13 protein-coding genes are annotated in these 18367 nt (G+C 75.6%); all 13 read left to right on the forward strand.

The genetic code is table 11. From position 1 onward, the window contains the following. The first annotated feature begins 42 nt into the window (after positions 1-42). The 13 genes from ACZ7JZ_RS14020 to ACZ7JZ_RS14080 all read left to right on the forward strand — a co-directional run bounded on the left by ACZ7JZ_RS14020 (position 43) and on the right by ACZ7JZ_RS14080 (position 17826). Positions 43-1098 (forward strand): saccharopine dehydrogenase, encoded by a 1056-nt coding sequence (locus ACZ7JZ_RS14020; protein ID WP_470937842.1) that lies wholly within the window; start codon positions 43-45, stop codon positions 1096-1098. Beyond that, the gene (locus ACZ7JZ_RS14025; protein WP_470937845.1) at positions 1088-2302 is read left to right on the forward strand and encodes a saccharopine dehydrogenase C-terminal domain-containing protein; all 1215 of its coding nucleotides are present in this window, start codon (positions 1088-1090) and stop codon (positions 2300-2302) included. The genes ACZ7JZ_RS14020 and ACZ7JZ_RS14025 overlap by 11 nt, the downstream gene beginning before the upstream one ends. Continuing rightward, positions 2299-3705, forward strand: coding sequence for an ATP-grasp domain-containing protein (locus ACZ7JZ_RS14030; protein ID WP_470937848.1), 1407 nt, complete (start codon positions 2299-2301; stop codon positions 3703-3705). Before ACZ7JZ_RS14025 ends, ACZ7JZ_RS14030 begins: the two co-directional genes overlap by 4 nt. Next, positions 3702-5060 carry an MFS transporter gene (locus ACZ7JZ_RS14035; RefSeq protein ID WP_470937851.1) on the forward strand — a complete coding sequence of 453 codons (1359 nt, stop codon included), beginning with the start codon at positions 3702-3704 and terminating at the stop codon, positions 5058-5060. The genes ACZ7JZ_RS14030 and ACZ7JZ_RS14035 overlap by 4 nt, the downstream gene beginning before the upstream one ends. Positions 5061-5170: 110 nt before the next feature. Beyond that, complete coding sequence (locus ACZ7JZ_RS14040) at positions 5171-6487, forward strand: lysine N(6)-hydroxylase/L-ornithine N(5)-oxygenase family protein (protein WP_470937854.1); 1317 nt, start codon at positions 5171-5173, stop codon at positions 6485-6487. Then, on the forward strand, positions 6487-7635 hold the full coding sequence (locus tag ACZ7JZ_RS14045; RefSeq protein ID WP_470937857.1) for an NAD(P)/FAD-dependent oxidoreductase: 1149 nt from the start codon (positions 6487-6489) through the stop codon (positions 7633-7635). The genes ACZ7JZ_RS14040 and ACZ7JZ_RS14045 overlap by 1 nt, the downstream gene beginning before the upstream one ends. Continuing rightward, the gene (locus ACZ7JZ_RS14050) at positions 7632-9929 is read left to right on the forward strand and encodes a class I tRNA ligase family protein (protein ID WP_470937860.1); all 2298 of its coding nucleotides are present in this window, start codon (positions 7632-7634) and stop codon (positions 9927-9929) included. Before ACZ7JZ_RS14045 ends, ACZ7JZ_RS14050 begins: the two co-directional genes overlap by 4 nt. After that, the gene (locus ACZ7JZ_RS14055) at positions 9926-13531 is read left to right on the forward strand and encodes a non-ribosomal peptide synthetase (protein WP_470937863.1); all 3606 of its coding nucleotides are present in this window, start codon (positions 9926-9928) and stop codon (positions 13529-13531) included. Before ACZ7JZ_RS14050 ends, ACZ7JZ_RS14055 begins: the two co-directional genes overlap by 4 nt. Continuing rightward, entirely contained in the window at positions 13528-15090 is a 1563-nt protein-coding gene (locus tag ACZ7JZ_RS14060) for an AMP-binding protein (protein ID WP_470937866.1), read from the forward strand. Before ACZ7JZ_RS14055 ends, ACZ7JZ_RS14060 begins: the two co-directional genes overlap by 4 nt. Next, positions 15083-15376 (forward strand): phosphopantetheine-binding protein, encoded by a 294-nt coding sequence (locus ACZ7JZ_RS14065; RefSeq protein ID WP_470937869.1) that lies wholly within the window; start codon positions 15083-15085, stop codon positions 15374-15376. Before ACZ7JZ_RS14060 ends, ACZ7JZ_RS14065 begins: the two co-directional genes overlap by 8 nt. Positions 15377-15468: 92 nt before the next feature. Then, positions 15469-16074, forward strand: a complete 606-nt coding sequence (locus ACZ7JZ_RS14070) for a GNAT family N-acetyltransferase (RefSeq protein WP_470938100.1) — start codon at positions 15469-15471, stop codon at positions 16072-16074. After that, on the forward strand, positions 16071-17108 hold the full coding sequence (locus ACZ7JZ_RS14075; RefSeq protein WP_470937872.1) for a C45 family autoproteolytic acyltransferase/hydolase: 1038 nt from the start codon (positions 16071-16073) through the stop codon (positions 17106-17108). The genes ACZ7JZ_RS14070 and ACZ7JZ_RS14075 overlap by 4 nt, the downstream gene beginning before the upstream one ends. Before the next feature lie 49 nt (positions 17109-17157). Beyond that, on the forward strand, positions 17158-17826 hold the full coding sequence (locus tag ACZ7JZ_RS14080) for a 4'-phosphopantetheinyl transferase family protein (RefSeq protein ID WP_470937875.1): 669 nt from the start codon (positions 17158-17160) through the stop codon (positions 17824-17826). Positions 17827-18367: the final 541 nt, after the last annotated feature.

The raw sequence follows: 18367 nt of genomic DNA on the forward strand, positions 1-18367 counted from the left end.
GACGCGCACAGCCGCACACCCATAGACAGGACAAAAGGTCTTATGTCATATCTTCCGCACCTCTGGGTGCGCGCCGAGTCCCGGCCCGGCGAACGCCGTACCCCGATCGTCCCCGCGGACGCGGCCCGCCTCGCCGCCGCCGGGCTGCGGATCACCGTGGAGGAGTCGGAGCAGCGGGCCTTCCCCCTCGCCGCCTACGCCGCGGCCGGCTGCGCCACCGCACCGGCGGGCAGCTGGCCGGACGCCCCCGCCGACGCCTTCGTCGTGGGCCTGAAGGAACTCCCCGACACCACCGGCCCCCTGAGCCACCGCCACGTCTACTTCGGCCACGCCTACAAGGGGCAGACCGGCGCCGCCGCACTGCTCTCGCGGTTCACCGGGGGCGGCGGAGCCCTCCTCGACCTGGAGTACCTCACCGACGACTCCGGGCGCCGCCTGGCCGCCTTCGGGTACTGGGCCGGCTACGTCGGCGCGGCCCTCGCCGTCCTGCACCACCGCGGCCGGCTCCGCCCCCCGCTGACCCCCCTGGACCGCCCCGCCCTCGACGCCCTCCTCCGCGAGGACGCCCCGGGCCCCGACCCCGCCACCGCCCTCGTCATCGGAGCCCTCGGCCGCTGCGGCCGCGGCGCCTGCGACGCCCTCGAAACGGCCGGCCTGCGCCCCACCCGCTGGGACCTCGCCGAGACCCGCAGCATCGACCGGCCCGCGCTCCTCGCCCACGACCTGCTCGTCAACACCGTCCTGACGGTCGACCCCGTACCGCCCTTCCTCACCCCGGCCGACCTCGACGACCCCGGCCGGCGGCTCTCCGTCCTCTCCGACGTCACCTGCGACGTCACCTCCGACTGCAACGTCCTGCCCGTCTACGACGAGACCACCGACTGGCAGCAGCCGGTCCGGCGGCTGCGCGCCGGCCCCCGCCCCCTGGACCTCGTCGCGATCGACAACCTCCCCTCGCTCCTGCCCGTCGAGGCCAGCACCGCCTTCTCCGCCGACCTGGCCCCGCTCCTGCCCGCGCTCGCCGACCCGGCCGACCCGGTCTGGTCCCGCGCCCTGGGCACCTTCCGCCACCACCAGGAGGCCTCCCTTGTCCACTAGCGGCCCCACCGGCAGCGGCCCCGCCAGCAGCGGCCCCGCACCCACCGTCCACTGGATAGGCACCGGCCTGTCCACCGGCAGGTCCGGCCTGAGCCTGCTCACCGGCCGGGCCGCGACCCGCACCGTCCTGTGGGACCGCACCGCCGAGCGCGCCGCCGAACGCCTCGCCGCCCTCGGCCTGGCCGACCGGGCCGGGACCGGCGCGTACACCCCGCAGGCCCTGGCGGCCGCACTGCGCCCCGGCGACGTCGTCGTCTCGATGCTCCCCGCCGCCGCCCACGCCCCGCTGCTGCGCCTGGCCCTCGACCACGGCTGCCACTTCGCGTGCAGCAGCTACACCACCCCCGAGCTCAGCGCGCTCGCGGACGGGGCCCGCTCCGCCGGGCTCGCCGTCCTCGCCGAGTGCGGGCTCGACCCCGGCATCGACCACCTGATGGCCCACGACCTCGTCGCCCGCGGCCGGGCCGCCATCGGCCCCGACACCCCGGCCACGGCCTCCTTCACCTCCTACTGCGGCGGCGTACCCGCCGAACCGAACGAGTTCCGCTACCGGTTCAGCTGGGCCCCGTACGGGGTCCTCGCCGCCCTCGGCAACCCCGCCCGCCACGTCGCCGGCGGAGCCGAGCGCACGGCCGACCGCCCCTGGGAGGCCACCCGCCCGCTCCGGCTCGCCGGGGAGGACTTCGAGGTCTACCCCAACCGCGACAGCGTCCCCTTCATCGCCCAGTACGGCATACCCGGCCACTGGGAGCTGGAGGCCTTCGTCCGCGGCACCCTGCGCAACGCGGGCTGGCGCACGGCGTGGAAGGAGGTCTTCGACACCGTCGCCGCCGACCGCGACCCCGACCGGGCCCGCACCCGGGCCCTCGCCGCCGAGCTCGCCGCCCGCCATCCGACCACGCCCGAGGACCGGGACCGGGTCGTGCTCTCCGTCGCCCTGGACCTGCGCACCCCCGGCGGCGCCCGCTGGCAGGGCTCCCACCTCCTCGACCTCACCGGCAGCGCGGAGGAGTCCGCCATGGCCCGCTGCGTGTCCCTCCCGCTCGCCCACGGGGCGGCCCGGATCCTCGACGGCGCCCTGCCCGCCGGCCTGACCCGGGCGGCCGGCACCCCCGCGGAGACCGCCCTCCGCCTCGACTTCCTCGCCGCCCACGGGCTGCGCGGCACCTACGAAGAGACCACCTCACCAGGAGCATCCGCATGACCGCCATACCGTCCCGCACCGCCGCACCCGGCACCGCACCCGCTGCCGGCCCCGCCCCCGCCCCCGGCTCCGCGCCCGGCCCGCGCCCCGAGGCCTTCGTCCTCACCGGAGCCTTCCGGGTCGTGTGCCGCAACCCCAGCTACCTGGAGGAGCTCGCCGACCGCGGCCTGAGGATCCTGCTCATCACCCCGGAGGAGTACCGCACCGCGGCCGACACCGCCCGCAAGGACCCCGAGCACCCCGCCTCCCTCATCGACGAGATCGCCTACGTGGACGGCTCGCTGGACCAGGAGGGCTCCTTCACCCCCGCCGCCATCGCCGCCGCCCGCACCTGGCGCACCCGCTACTCGATCGTCGGCGCCTACGCCGTCGGCGAGACCCTGGTCGAGCAGACCGGCCTGCTGTGCGACGCGCTCGGACTGCCGGGACCCGGGCTGCGTGCCACCCGGGTCTGCCGCAGCAAGTACCTCCAGCGCTGGTACCTCGACGGGTTCAGCCCCGCCTGCCTCGTCCTGCCGCCCGGGGCCCGCGAGGAGGCCGACCTGTCGGCCGTCCCCTTCCCCGTGGTCGTCAAGCCCGCGACCCGGCACTCCAGTTCGGGCGTGGTCGCCGTGGACGGCCCGCAGGAGCTGCGGGAGCTGCTGGGGACCTACCCCGCGCACGAGACCCTCCTCGTCGAGGAGAAGGTCACCGGCCAGGAGTACTCGGTGGAGACCTTGGTCCAGCACGGCGAGGTCGTCTTCGCCTCGGTGACCCGCAAGGAGACCACCGAGTCCGGCGCCCAGACCTTCGTCGAGCTCGCCCACTCGGTGCCCAGCGAGCCCGGCGGCGCCGACTCCGTGCTCCAGGACGCCAACCGGCGGATGCTGGACGCCCTCGGCTTCCGCGACGGCATCGCCCACACCGAGTGGCGCATCGCCGCCGACGGCAGCCCCCGCCTGATGGAGGCCGCCGCGCGGACCCCCGGGGACGGCCTGCTCGCCCTGTACCACCTGGCCACCGGCCTCCCGCTGGAACCGGAGATCGTCCGCATCGCGCTCGGCGAGCCCGCCGCCTACCCGCAGCCCCGCCGCTTCACCCGCCAGGTCTACCTGGAGCACGAGGCCGGCACCCTCGCCGACGTCCGCCTCGACTGGCCCGAGGACCCCGGGATCACCCCGTACTGGACCGCGGGGGCCGCCGCCTGGCCGGCCATGGCGCCGGGGCTGCCCGGGGACCCGCCCGCGCTGCGCGCCGTACTCGTCCTGAAGGAGGCCGGGGCCGTGCTGCGCCCGCCCGCCAGCTCCGACGACCGGGCCGTCACCTTCCTCATCGACGCCCCGACCCCCGCCGGGCTCGACGCCCTGGAGGCCCGCGTCCGCGCCGCCGTCACCGTCACCGTCGCACCGCAGGAGCGCGGATGAGCGCCGCGGGTCCCGCCACGAGCCCCACCGTGTGGGCCACGTTCCGGGACTCCGGCCCGGCCGTGAAGACCGTCCTCGCCGGAGTGCTCGTCAACCGCCTCAGCGGGTTCCTCCACGTCTTCCTCGTCCTCTTCCTCACCGCCCGCGGCCACTCCGAGGGCCGGACCGTCATCGCCCTGGGGGTGTACGGGGCCGGGGCGGTCGCCGGTTCGCTCGTCGGCGGGGCCCTCGCCGACCGCCTGGGCATCCGCAGCGCGACGACCCTGTCGATGGGCAGTACCGCCGTGCTCACCGCGGCGCTGCTCTACCTGCCCTCGTACGGCCTCATGCTGGCCGCGATCGCGCTGGTCAGCCTGGCCGCCCAGCTGTTCCGGCCGGCCTCGGCCACGCTGCTCGCCGAGGAGACCGACGGCGACCGGCAGATCATGATCTTCGCGATGTACCGGTTCGGGCTGAACATCGGCGCCACCGCCGCACCACTGCTCGGATACGCGCTCTACCACGCGGGGGGCGGCACGTACACGCTGCTCTTCTGGGCGGAGGCCGCCATCGCCCTCGGCTACGCCGTCGCCGCCCGCGCCGTGCTGCCCGCCAAGCCCCGCACCGGGCGGGGCGGTCCGGCGCCGGCCGCGGCCCCGGCAGCGGATGCGGATCCGGGCGCGGGGGCGGGCTCCGGCTACCGGGCCGTCCTGCGCGACCGCCGCTACCTGCTGTACCTGGTCGCGGCCCTCTTCCACTCCGCCGTGTACATGCAGTACCTCTCCACCCTCCCGCTGTTCCTGGCGGACACCGGCATCGCGCTCTTCTGGTACACCTTCGCGGTCGCCCTGAACGGCGTGATCGTCATCGCCTTCGAACTGCTGGTCACCAAGCTGTCCCAGCACTGGCCCCTGAAGATCACCGTGGGCCTCGGCTTCGCCCTGGTCGGCGCCGGGGTGGCCTGCTACGGGCTCCCGCTGGGCCCGGCCGCCGTGGTCATCGGCACCCTGGTGTGGTCCCTCGGCGAGATCCTCGGCGGCCCGGCCGTCTTCGCCTACCCCGGCACGGCGGGCCCCCGGCACCTGCGGTCCCGCTACATCGGCAGCTTCCAGTTCGTGTTCGGCCTCGGCTCCGCCCTCGGCCCCATGGCCGGGACCTGGCTCTACCTGCACACCGGCGCCCTGGTCTGGCCGCTGGTCGGCGCCCTCTCGCTGGTGGCGACGGTGTTCGGCCTGATCGCCGTACGGGCTGCCGGACCGGCAGGACCGGCCGGACCGGCCGGGGCGAAGACCCCGCAGGCCGCCGAGCCCCCGGCCGGGGCCCGGCCCGAGCCTGCCGCCGCCGAGCTCCCGCAGGCGTCCTCCGCGGCCCGCTGACACCGCGCACCTCCCGCCTCCCTACAGGCACACGCACCCCCACCGCCACACCCTCACCGCATCCACGCACACGGCGGCGCCCCGCGCTGCCCGAAAACGAGAGGTCCGACATGGGGCACGAGAGCATACGGCCCGGTGCGGCGCACTACCGCTGCATCGGCATCGGGGCGGGCCCGGCCAATCTGAGCCTGGCGTCCATGCTGCACGGCCGGCCCGGCGTGACGAACGCCTTCATCGACCGGAAGGAAGCCTTCACCTGGCACGACGGCCAGCAGATCCCCGGCACCACCCTCCAGGTCTCCACCTTCAAGGACCTGGTCAGCCTGGCCGAGCCCGGGAACCCGTTCTCCTTCCTCTCCTACCTGCACGACCAGGGCCGGGTGTACCACTTCCTCAACGCCCAGTTCGCCGACGTCCCGCGCCGGGAGTTCCGCAACTACCTGGCCTGGGCCAGCCGCCGCAACGAGAACATCGTGTTCGGCGAGTCCGTCGAGGAGGTCGGCTTCGACTCCGTCTTCACCGTCCGCACCGACCGCCGCACCCTCACCGCCGACAACATCGTCGTCGGCGTCGGCACCCGGCCCTGGGTGCCGGCGCTGGCCGAGGGGCTGCTCTGCCCCACCCAGTTCCACGTCGCGGACTACCTCACCCGCGCCGCCGACGTGGCCGGCAAGCGCGTCGTCGTCATCGGCGGCGGCCAGTCGGGCGCCGAGGCCTTCCTCGACCTGATCTCCCGCCAGGGCGCGGGCCTGCCCCGCCGGGTGTCCTGGATCTCCCGGCGCCAGAACTACTTCCCGATCGACGACTCGCCGTTCACCAACGACATGTACATGCCGAGCCACGCGGACTACTTCTACGGACTCCCGCGCGAGGCGCGGCACTCCCTCAACGCCCGCCACATCCTGACCAGCGACGGCATCTCCGAGTCCACCCTCCGCGAGATCTACCAGGGCATCTACGTACAGCGGTTCATCGAGGGACACACCGACCTGGTGGCCCTCCACCCCCACCGCGAGGTGTGCGACGTACGGCCCGGCCCGTACGGCGGCTGGGAGGTGACGGCCCGCCACAACGGCGAACCGGGCACCGCCGAGCGCTTCGACGCCGACCTCGTCGTCTGGGCCACCGGCTACCGGCCGGCCCCCACGGACTTCCTCGCCCCGATCGCGGACCGGCTCGCCCGCGAGGGCGACGAGTTCCGCGTGGACGAGGACTACGCCGTCCTGTGGGACGGGCCCCCGGACCGCTCCGTCTTCCTCCAGAACGCCGTCCGCGGCCAGCGCGGCCTGGCCGACCCCAACCTCAGCCTCAACGCCTGGCGCAGCCGCCGGATCGCCGACCGGCTGAGCGGCGTACGCGGCGACGAGCAGCTCGCCTCCTTCATCGACTGGGCGGGCAAGCAGTCGGCGCCGGAGTGGAGCGCCTGATGCCCACCGCCCCCGCCGCCCCCGCCGCGCCGCCCCCGGGCCCCGCCGCCCCGGCCGCGACGAGCCCCGCAGCCCCGGCGCGCGCCGCCCGCACCACCGTCGCGGTCGTCGGCGCCGGCATCCTCGGCACCCTGACCGCCCGGGAGATCGTGCGCCGCGCCCCCGGCACCCGCGTCACCGTCCTCGACCGCGACCTGATCGGCAGCGGCGCCACCCGCCGCTCGGCCGGACTGCACTTCCCCCGCGGCGCCCACCCCGCCACCCGCGAACTGGCCGCCGAGAGCGAGCGGTTCTACGCCGACCTCCTCGCGGCCCGCCCCGCCCTGCCCGTCCACCCCCTCGGCATGGCGGTCCTCGCCCCCGAGGCCGACGAGCCGGCCCTGCGGCAGGCGTACCTGCCCGGCGCCCGGCTCCGCCGCTCGACCGCCCTGCCCCCGCAGGTCCCCGCCCTGCCCGCCGGGTACGGGCTCTGGGAGGGAGACGGCTGCCAGTACGCCGACGTCCACGCCCTCACCCAGCAGCTCGCGGCCGGACTCCGGCCGCAGGTCTCCTTCCGCGAGGGGGTGGCCGTCACCGCCCTCGAAACCGGCCCCGCATCCGTCCGGGTGACCCTGAGCGGCGGCGCCGAACTGACCGCGGAGCACGTGGTGCTCGCCCCCGGACCCTGGCTGGACGAGCCGGCCTGGGCCGGGGCCGTCGCCCCCCTGGGCGCCCGCGTCAAGAAGATCGTCGCCCTGCACGTCGACCTCCCCCCGGCCCCCGACGACCGCGCCGTCGTCTTCCACGCCGAGGACGCCTTCCTGCTCCCCCTCCACCACCGCGGGCACTGGCTGTTCAGCTACACCTGCCAGGAGTGGGACGTCCCGCCCGCCGCCGCCGGACCCGCCGTCTCCGCGGACCAGTTCGCCGAGGCCCGCGCCCTGCTCGCCCGCTACGCCCCCGCGATGGCCGCGGCCTGCGACTCCGGGCGCGTGTTCTGCGACGCGTACGCCCCCGGCGGCGGCCCCCCGATCGTCCGCCCCCTCGACGGCACCGGCCGCCTGGTCTTCGCCGGCGCCGCCTCCGGCTCCGGCTACCGCCTGGCGCCCGCCCTCGCCTCCCGCGCGGCCGACCTGGTCGTCCCCGCCCTCCGAAAGGCCACGAAATGATCATCACCCGCTACGGGACGGACGCCCTCCACGAGGCGTTCGGCATCGACATGAGCTCCGTCGAGGGGCTCGGCACCGGCGCCGGCTGGGGCCGGGTGGCCCCCGGCGCCGCGGCCGACCGCCACCACCACGACGAGACCGAGCTGTTCGTCGTCGTCGCCGGCTCGGGCGCCTTCGACACCGACACCGGCCGCCACGCCGCCGCCCCGGGCACCGTGGTCCTCTTCGAGCCCTTCGAGACCCACGTCCTGACCAACACCGGCGACACCGACCTGGTGTTCTTCACCCAGTACTGGCGCGACGCCGGACGGGCCCTGGCCGGGGCCGCCGCCCCGGTGCGGACCGCCTTCGGCGACCGGCCCGTGTTCGTCTTCTCCACCCCGCCCACCCCGAACGGCGACCTCCACCTCGGCCACCTCTCCGGCCCCTACCTGGGAGCCGACGTGTTCGTCCGGCACCAGCGCATGACCGGCACCGAGGCCTACCACCTCACCGGCAGCGACGACTTCCAGAGCTACGTCCTGGCCGCCGCCGAGCGCGAGGGCCGCACCCCCGCCGAGACGGCCGCCCACTACAGCGCCGAGATCGCCGAGACCCTGCGGCTGATGGACATCCCCCTCGACCAGTACACCGTCACGGGCACCGCACCCGGCTACCGCGAGGGCCTCCAGGACTTCTTCTCCCGCATGGCCTCCTCCGGCCGGATCTCCACCGCCGAGCACGGCGCCCTCTACGACGCCGAGACCGGCCGCTACCTGTACGAGGTCGACGTCAGGGGCGGCTGCCCCGGCTGCGCCCACCCCACCGGCGGCAACATCTGCGAGGAGTGCGGCGAACCCAACACCGTCGCCGACCTGGAAGCCCCGCGGTCGACGGCCTCCGCCGCGGGCGCCGTCCGCCGCGCCGGAGCCGTCCGCTGGTCGCTGCCGCTGCACGAGTTCCGCGCCGAGATCACCGCGCACCACCGCACCGGGCGGGTCCCGGCGCGGCTGCGCGACCTCGCCGAGCGGCTGTTCCGCCGGCCCGCCCTGGACATCCCGCTCACCCACCCCTCCGGCTGGGGCATCGAGCCGAAGGAGCAGGACACCAGCGGACAGGTCGTCTGGGTGTGGCCCGAGATGTCCTTCGGCTTCCTCCACGGCATCGAGGCCCTCGGCGCCCGCCTCGGCCGGGACTGGCGGGCGGACGCCCCCGCCGACGACTGGAAGATCGTCCACTTCTTCGGCTACGACAACAGCTTCTACCACTCCGTGCTCTACCCGGTGCTGTACGGCCTGGCGCACCCCGGCTGGAAGCCCGACATCGACTACCACGTCAACGAGTTCTACCTGCTGGAGGGCGAGAAGTTCTCCACCAGCCGGCGCCACGCCATCTGGGGCAAGGAGATCCTCGGCCCCGACTCCGTCGACGCAGTCCGCTGGTTCCTCTCCGCCACCCGGCCCGAGGGGCAGCGCACCGACTTCCGGCGCGCGGCCTACGAGCAGGCCCTCGACGAGACCCTCATCGGCACCTGGCAGCGCTGGCTGAACGACCTCGGGGCCCGCGTCGCCAAGCGGCACGGCGGCAGTGCCCCCGACGCCGGCAACTGGACCCCCGAGCACACGGCCTTCCTGTCCCGCCTCGGCAGCCGCCTCACCGCCGTCACCGGAGCCCTCTCCGGCGAGGCGTTCTCCCTGAACCAGGCCGCCGCCGAACTCGACGGCATCGTCCGCGACGCCCTGCGCTTCGCCCGCGGCGAGGAACTGCTGGCCGACGCCGAGGACTGGTCCGACGAGAGCCGCACCGCCCTCGCCCTGGAGCTCGCCGCGGCCCGGCTGCTCGCCCACGCCGCCGCCCCGCTGATGCCGCGCTTCGCCGCCGCACTGGCCGCCGCCCTCGGGATGCCCGCCGCCCCCGCCGACTGGCCGACCACCGTCGAACTCCTCGCCCCCGGCAGCACCGTCACCCTCGCCGACGCGGTGTTCTTCCGCCCCTCGGCGGACACCGCCACCGGCCCGGCCGCCGCCACCGCCCCGGCCGCACCGCCGCTCACCCCCTGGCTCAGCGAGGTCGTCCGCACCGCGCTGCGGCTCGACGCCGGAGAGGACGTCTCCCAGCGGACCCTGGTGCAGCTCGCCGCGGGCTCCCTGCAGGCCGTCACCGTCCAGTACCAGATCCTCGAGGCCCTGGACGTCGACCTGTCGATGGACGAGCTCCTGCACGGCGGCACCGTCGCCGAACTCGCCGCCGTCCTCGCCGGGCGGGCCGAGCCCGCCGCCGTGGCCGCCCTCACCGGGCAGGAGGCCGCCCGATGAGCCCGGACACGCTCACCGCGCCCGCCGCATCCACCGCTGCCGCCGCGCCCGCCGTGCCGTCCGTACCCGCAGTGCCCGAAGCGTCCGCCGCGCCCGGGCCCACCGACGAAGGACCCCGAGTGAACGCCCACACGGGACCCGGCCCCGTACCCGCCGCCTACCCCGCCCCCGGGGGCGGCGACCCCCGCGAGGTCCTGCGCGAGATCGCCGAACGCGGCCTCGCCGTCAGCCTCGTCGACGGCGACCTGCACCTCCAGGGCAGCCGCGACCGCATGGACCCCGCCTTCATCGCCCGCATCAAGGCCGCCAAACCCGCCCTGGTCGCCCACCTGGCCGACGAGTCCGCACGCGGCGGCCCCGGCTTCCCCCTGACCCCGCTCCAGCGCAGCTACCTGCTCGGCCGCGGCGGCATCTTCGAGATCGGCGACGTGGCCAGCCACGTCTACCACGAGATCGAAGGGGCCTGGGACCTCGACCGGCTCCAGTCCGCCCTGGACACCGTCGTCGCCGCGCACAGCGCCCTGCGCTCCCGCTTCCCCGCCGACGAACCCGCGACCGGCGCGGCCTCCGGCCTCCGGCAGACCACCGCGACCGGCCCCCTCGCCCTGCCCCGCATCGGACGGCTCGACCTGCGCGGCCGCACCCCCGCCGAACAGCGCCGCATCCGCGGGGAACTGCGGGCCGAGCGCTCCCACCGGGTGCTGCCCGCCGACACCGGCCCGCTGCTCGCCGTGGACGTCACCCTCCTCACCGACGGGGCCATGGTCCTGCACGTCAGCCACGACGGGCTCGTCATGGACGGCATCAGCATGTTCCTCTTCTTCCGGGCCTGGTGGCACGCCTACCAGAGCCCCGCCGCCGGACCCGCCGGCGAGGGCGCCCCGGCCGAACTCCCCTACGAGGACTACCTCGCGGCCCTCGAAGCGGCCCGCGGCCGCGCCCCGGCCCGCCGCTCCCGCGAGCACTGGAACTCCCGCGCCGACGACCTCGCCCCGCACCCCGACCTGCCCCTGCGCACCAGCCCCGCCGCCCTGGCCGCCAGCCGGTTCACACAGCGGCAGGTCCGCCTCGACCGCGCCGCCTGGACGGCCCTCAAGGCCCGTGCCGAGGACGCCGGCCTGACCCCCTCGGCCCTGCTGATCGCCGCCTACGCCGAGACGCTGGCCGTCTGGGGGGCGGGGGAGCGGTTCACCCTGACCACCACGCTCGCCCAGCGGCCGCCCGTCCACCCCCGGGTCTTCGAGGCGATCGGCCAGTTCTCCGACACCCTCCTCGTCGAGGCGGAGGTCGACCGGTCCCGGCCCTTCGCCGACCGCGCCCGCGCCCTCCAGCAGCGCCTGCACTCCGACCTCGACCACCGCCACCACTCCGGCACCGAGGTGCTCGCCGAACTGGCGCGCCGCCGCGGCGGGGTCACCGCGGCCCGGATGCCGTTCACCTTCAACAGCGCCATCGGACACGCAAGTTCGGACGTGGACGGCTCCACCCTCGAACTGTTCGGCCCCGAGGTCTTCACCGTCAGCCAGACCCCGCAGATCTGGCTCAACGCCTTCGCCATGGAGCAGCACGGGGGACTGGTCGTCCAGCTCGACGGCGTGGACGAGCTCTTCCCCGAGGGCCTCCTCGACGACCTCGCGCACGGCTACGAGGGCCTCCTGGGCACCCTCACCGACCCCGCCGCCTGGCAGCGGCACCGCTTCGACCTGCTGCCGCCCGCCCAGCGGGAGCGGCGCCGCGCCGCCAACGACACCCGGGTCGCCCGGCCCGCCGAGATGCTCGGCGACGCCATCGCCGCACAGGCCGCGCGCACCCCGGACGCACCCGCCGTCCTGACCTCGGACACCGCCCTGAGCTACGGCGAACTGCTCCGCAGGGCCGCCCACGCCGCGACCTGGCTGCGCGCGCACGGAGTCGGCCGCGACGAGCTCGTCGGTCTGGTCATGCACCGCGGCCCCGAGCAGATCATCGGCATCCTCGCCACCGTGCTGGCGGGCGCCGCGTACCTCCCGGTCGACGCGGCCCTGCCCGCCGCCCGCCAGGAGTACATGCTCACCGACGGCCGGGTCCGCTGCGTGCTGACCAACGCGGGCTGGACGGCGCCGGAGTCCGGGGGCCCCGGCCGCACGGCCGCGGTGCTGGACCTGACCGCACCGGCCGCGGGACCCGCCTCCGTCCCGCCCCGCCCGGCCGGCTCGGACCCCGACGACCTCGCCTACGTCCTCTACACCTCCGGCACCACCGGGGCCCCCAAGGGCGTCATGGTGACCCACCGCAACGTCGCCAACGTGGTCGCCGACTGCCACACCCGCTTCGGCATCGGCCCCCGCGACCGGTTCTTCGCCATCAGCGCCTTCAACTTCGACCTGTCGGTGTGGGACGTCTTCGGGGCGCTGTCCGCCGGGGCGGCCCTGGTCATGCCGGACCGGGACAAGGCCGTCGACCCCGCCCACTGGCTCGACCTGTGCCGGGCCCACGCCGTCAGCGTCTGGAACTCCGTACCCGCCATCGTCGGCCTGCTCCACGACCAGGCGCGCGCGGACGGGGACGTCCCGCCCGCCCTGCGCCTGGTGATGATGAGCGGCGACCGGCTGCCCCCGGCCCTGCCCGCCGCCCTGCGCCGGCTCGTGCCCGGCCTGGACGTCGTCTCCCTCGGCGGCCCCACCGAGACCACCATCTGGAACATCCTCCACCCCGTCGGCGCGCACGAGGACGGCAGCGAGTCCATCCCCTACGGCCGCCCCAACGCCAACAACCGCGCGTACGTCCTGGACCGCGACGGCCAGGACTGCCCCGACTGGGTCACCGGCGAGATCGTCGCCGCGGGCACGGGCCTGGCCCGCGGCTACTGGAACGACGCGGAGCGCACCGCCGAGCGCTTCCACCACGACCCCGGGCGCGGCGAGCGCCTCTACCGCACCGGCGACCTCGGCCGCTACCTCCCCGACGGCGACATCCAGATCCTGGGGCGCACCGACTTCCAGATCAAGGTCAACGGCTACCGCATCGAGGCCGGCGAGGTCGAGACCCGGCTCGCCGCGCTCGACGCCGTGGCCAAGGCCGTCGTCGCCGCCCACGGCGGACGGCTGGTGGCCCACCTGGTGCCCGCGGGCGCGGACCGCCCCGCCGCCGCGGAGATCCGCCGGGCCCTGCGCACCGACCTCCCCGACTACATGGTCCCGTCGGTGGTGGTCTGGCACGAGGCCCTGCCGCTGACGAAGAACGCCAAGGTCGACCGCACGGCGCTGGCCGCCTTCGTCCCCGAGCCGGGCGGCGCGGAGGCATCCGGCGGGCCGTCCGGCGCCGCGGACGGCACCGACGGCACCGACGCTCCGGACGGGTCCGGCGCGTCCGACGGACCCCTCCCGGGCCCGGTCGCGGCCGCGGAGAAGCTCCTCACCGACATCTGGGCGACCGTGCTGCGCCTGCCCGCCGTCGGCCCCCGCGACACCCTCGCCTCCCTCGGCGGGGACTCCATCGCCGCGGCCCGCATCCTCACCGCGATCCGCAAGCAGTGCGGCACCACCTTCACCCTCGACGAGTTCGCCGAACTCGACACGGTCCGCGCCCTCGCCCGCGCCCTCGCCGCCAGGACCGGCCGGTGAACCGCCCCGCGTTCCCGCCGCCCGCGGTCCAGCGCATCGCCTCCGAACCCCCGCAGGCCGGGGGCAGCCTCACCGTCGCCCGGCTCGACGGGACCCGCACCCTGCCCCTGGCCGAGGTCTGGGAGCGGGCCGGAGCGCTCGCCCGCCATCTGCGCCGCACCTTCGGGACCGGCCCGGGGGACCGGATCGGGATCCTCGCCGCCAACGGCCTCGAATGGGTGCTGCTCGACCTCGCGGCCCTGCGCCTGGGCGCCCAGACCGCGGGCCTGGAGCCGGGCAAGTTCACGCCGGACCGGGAGCTCATGGAGCGGTACGGGCTGAGCCTGCTGTTCACCGACCGGCCGCCGGCCGCCCCGGCCGCCGGGATCCACCCGCTGGACGGCGTACTGCCCGCCACGGAGGAGTACGCCGGGGAGTCCGCGCAGAGCGCCGCCGACCCGCTCCCGCCGGTCTCCTGGGGCCCCCGGGACGCCACCACGGTCAAGTTCACCTCGGGCAGCACCGGTACGCCCAAGGGGCTGGCCGCCACCGCCGGCAGCATCGACAGCTCCCTGGCCGCCGTCCAGGAGATCCTCGGCCACGGGCCGCAGGACCACCTGTTCGTCTTCCTCCCGCTCTCCCTCCTCCAGCAGCGCTACTGGGTCTACTCCGCCCTGCTGCACGGCCACGACATCACCGTCACCACCTACGAGGCCGCGTTCGCCACGCTGCGCCGCACCCGCCCCACCGTGGTCATGGGCGTCCCCGCCTTCTTCGAGTCGGCCCGGCGCCAGCTCGCGGCCCGCCACCGGCGCGCCCCCGAGGGCACCCCCCTGGCCGCGACCTGCCGGACCCTGTTCGGCGACCGGATCCGCTACCTGTGGACCGGCTCCGCCCCCGCCTCCGCCGACCTGCACCGCTTCTACGCCGAGGCCGCCCTGCCCCTCTACGAGGGCTACGGCATGAACGAGACCTGCATCGTCACCAAGAACCACCCCGGCGCCCACCGCGAGGGCAGCGTGGGCCGGGTCCTCACCGGCAAGGAGGTCGTCCTCGACGCGGACGGGGTCATCCACGTCCGCAGCACCCACCCCGTCGCCACCCGCTACGCGTACGCCGGGCCCGGGGACTCCGAGAAGGTCTTCGCCCCCGACGGCACGGTCCGCACCGGCGACCTCGGCCGGATCGACGAGGACGGCTACCTCTTCGTCCTGGGCCGCGCCGACGACGTCATCGTCCTCGACAACGGCAAGAAGATCGTGGTCCGGCCCATCGAGGAGCTGGTCAAGGCCGATCCGGCCGTCGGCGAGTGCGTGCTGTTCAGCCCCACCCAGACCGACCTCGTCGCCGTGGTCTCCCCGGCGGCCCTGCCGGCCGACCACGCGGCCATCGCCGCCCGCCTGGCCGTGGCCAACGCCGCGACCGGACCCGACGAGCGCATCGCCCGCGCCGTGGTCGCCGACACCCCGTTCACCGTCGAGAACGGCCTGCTCACCTCCCAGTTCAAGCCCAAGCGCCCGGCCATCCGGGCCGCCTACCACGCCTCCCTCCACGACCAGGAGACCGGAATCCATGCCTGAGAACACCCCCGCCGCCGCGTCCCCGGCCATCGAGGCCGCCGCCCGCGACCAGCTCTCCCTGGTCCTCATCCCCGAGATGGACCCCGAGGCCCTCGACGCCGACGCCGACATGACGGCCGCGTACGGACTGACCTCCCTCAACAAGGTGCTCTTCCTCACCGAGCTCTGCGAGGAGACGGGCGTCGACCTCGCCCACTTCACCGAGCACGACCTCGCGGCGATGCGTACGCTGCGCGACGTCACCACCGCCCTGACCCGCCACCACCCCGCCACCGCAGGAGCCTGAGCATGAGCACCGAGACCGCCCCCGCCGCCGCGCCCGCCGCCGCCCCTGCCCCGGCCGCCCCCGCCGCACCGTTCGCCGTACCCCCCGCCGCCCTGCCCTGGGCCGAGACCGCCGCCGCCGCGCTCGGCAACGAGCACGTCGCCCTCACCCCGCTCACCGAGGCCGACCGGGCCGGCATCCACGCCGTCGCCATGGACCCCGACATCTGGCGCTACTTCGTCTCCGCCGTCGACACCGACGCCGACTTCGAGGCCTTCTTCGCCGCGAACCTCGCCGACCACGCCGCAGGCCGCCGGGCCGTCTTCACCATCACCGACCGCAGCACCGGCCGCATCGCCGGCAGCATGAGCATCGGCAGCATGGCCGAGGCCGACCGGCGCCTGGAGATCGGCTGGTCCTGGCTGGGCCGCGACTTCCGCGGCGCCGGCATCAACCGGTGGGCCAAGTACCTCCTGCTGGAGCACGCCTTCGAAACCCTCGGCGCCGAACGCGTCGAGTTCAAGACCGACGTCCTCAACACCCAGGCCCGCCGCGGGCTGCGCAACATCGGAGCCACCGAGGAGGGGGTCCTGCGCAGCTTCAACTACATGCCGGGCGGCCGCCGCCGCGACGCCGTCTTCTACAGCGTCCTGCGCGCCGAGTGGCCCGCCGTCAAGGCGGCCCTGGCCGCCCGCCCCAAGGTGGCCGGGCCGTCATGACGATCCTCATCGAGGCCTCCGGCAGCCCCTACGACATCGGCCGCACCCACGGCGAGGCCCTCGCCGGCCCCCTGCGGGCCTTCCTCGACGACGGCCTGGCCCGCCTCAACCACCTGGCCCCCGGGAAGCCGTTCACCCTGTCCGCCCTGACGCCGACGATCGCCGCGTACCGCGCGGCGGTCGCGGCCGCCCTCCCCGACCTCGCCGAGGAGGTCAGCGGCCTGGCCGCGGGCGCCCGCATCACGGGGGACGAGGCGTGGCTGCTCCAGCTCCGCCGCGAGATCATGGGCTACTCCAGGATCCCCACGGCCGGGGACTGCACCACCTACGCCCGCCACCACCCCGCGTCGCCCGTCCTCGCCCAGACCGTCGACCTCAACGGCAACCTCGACGACCACATCAGCGTCCTGCGCATCGCCCGCGAGGGAAGCGCGCGCCGCTCCCTGGTCCTCTCCTTCGCCGGCCTCCTGGGCTATCTCGGGGTCAACAGCGACGGCCTCGCCGTCGGCCTCAACCTCGTCCTCGGCGGCGACTGGCGCCCGGGCGTGCCCCCGTACCTCGCGATCCGCCACGTCCTCGACACGGCGGCCGACACCCGGCAGGCCCTCAAGATCCTCGCCGAACTGCCGCTCGCCAGCTCCCGCTCCCTGACCCTCTGCGACCGCGAACGGGCCCTGTACGTCGAGTTCCTCGGCGGCGACCTCCGCATCACCGAGGGCAGACCCGGGGTGGCGCACACCAACCACTTCCTCCACCCCGACTTCACCGCGGCCGACGAGCTGAACGTCTTCGCCCGCAACTCCTCCCTGCGCCGACTGCGCGCCGCCGCCGCGATCCTCGACGCGCTCCCCGCGGACGCGCCCCCCGAGGCCCACTTCGCGCACCTCGCGCAGCCCCCCGTCCTCGTCCCCGACCGCGGCGACATCCGCGCCGAGCGCACCGTCGCCGCCGTGGTGCTCGAACCGGCCCGGGGCCGCCTCCACCTGCGCCCCGGAGACCCGTCCCGCTCGACCACGGAGGAGTTCGCGCTCTAGTCCGCCCCCTGCGGACCCGGAGCTCCGGAGCAGAAAGGAAACGCATGTGATGGACGCCTGGTTGGTCGACCTCGACCGGGTCGACCCCTCCGAGATCAGCGACCGCTACCCCGACGGCCTCACCGAGGAGGAGCTGCGCCGCGGCTGCGAGTTCGCCCACGCCCGCGCCGCCCACCGTTTCTACCGGGCGCGCCTGACCGTCCGCACCCTCCTGGCCGGCCGCCTCGGCCTGCCGGCCCGCGACCTCTCCATCGCCTACGACGGGGAGGGCAAGCCCCACCTCCCCGACCACCCCGGCACCCACGTCAGCTGGTCCCGTTCCGACGGACTGCTGCTGGTCGGCGCCACCGACACCGGCCCCCTCGGGGTCGACATAGAGCTGCTGCGACCCGAGGCGGCCAACATGGACGTCCTCTCCTTCGTCTACCCGGCCCTGCCGGGCACGGCGCCGGGTACGGCGTTCTACCCGGCGTGGACCCTGCTGGAGGCCGCGGTCAAGGCCACCGGCCGCGGCCTCGCCAAGGGCGCCGCGGACGTGGACCTGGCCTTCGCCCCCGACGGTACGGTCACCCTCCGCGGGATCACGGGCCGCGACACCGCCCCCTGGCACGGCCACACCACCGTCCACGAGGCCCCCACCGCCATGACCGCGGTCGTCTCCCACGACCGCACCCCGACCCGCTTCATCCGCTGGCCCCCGGCGACGGGACGTGCGTAACCGGAACCGGGGGAGGGCCGCACCTGCCCTCCCCCGGTGCGCCGGGGGAGGGGCGCCCGCCGAGCCCGCTTCCGGGCGCCCGTACCCTTCGCGCACCCGCAGCGGCCCACGGACGCGGGCGGGAGCTGACACCGGCAGCCGGCGGGGAGGGGGGGGTGGGGGCCGGCCCGCACGGGGGAGAGGGGCCGGCCCCCTGGCAGGGCCGCCGCGCACGGGGGGAACACGGCGGCCGCGGTCTGCGGGGAGCGCCGGACGCGCTGCGGCGCAGGGCCACAGCGCGCACATCGGCAGTTGAATCCTAAAGCATGGCCAAAGGTTTCCGTCCCACGGCCCCCGGCGGCCAGGACGCCGGCTGCCCGGCGGCGTCCCCGTCACGCGCCGGACCGTACCCGCTGCCGGACGGCTACCCGTCGGCGGGGCCGCCGGCTGGACCGGCGTAGCGCCCGGACAGGAGGCGCAGGGAGGCGCCGGGGTTGCCGGAGGCGTGGTGTCGCGGTGGTGGGCCCACAGGGCCACGGGCTGGCCGGCCGGGCGCCCCTTG

It is taken from the genome of Streptomyces sp. NPDC038213 (assembly GCF_055600495.1).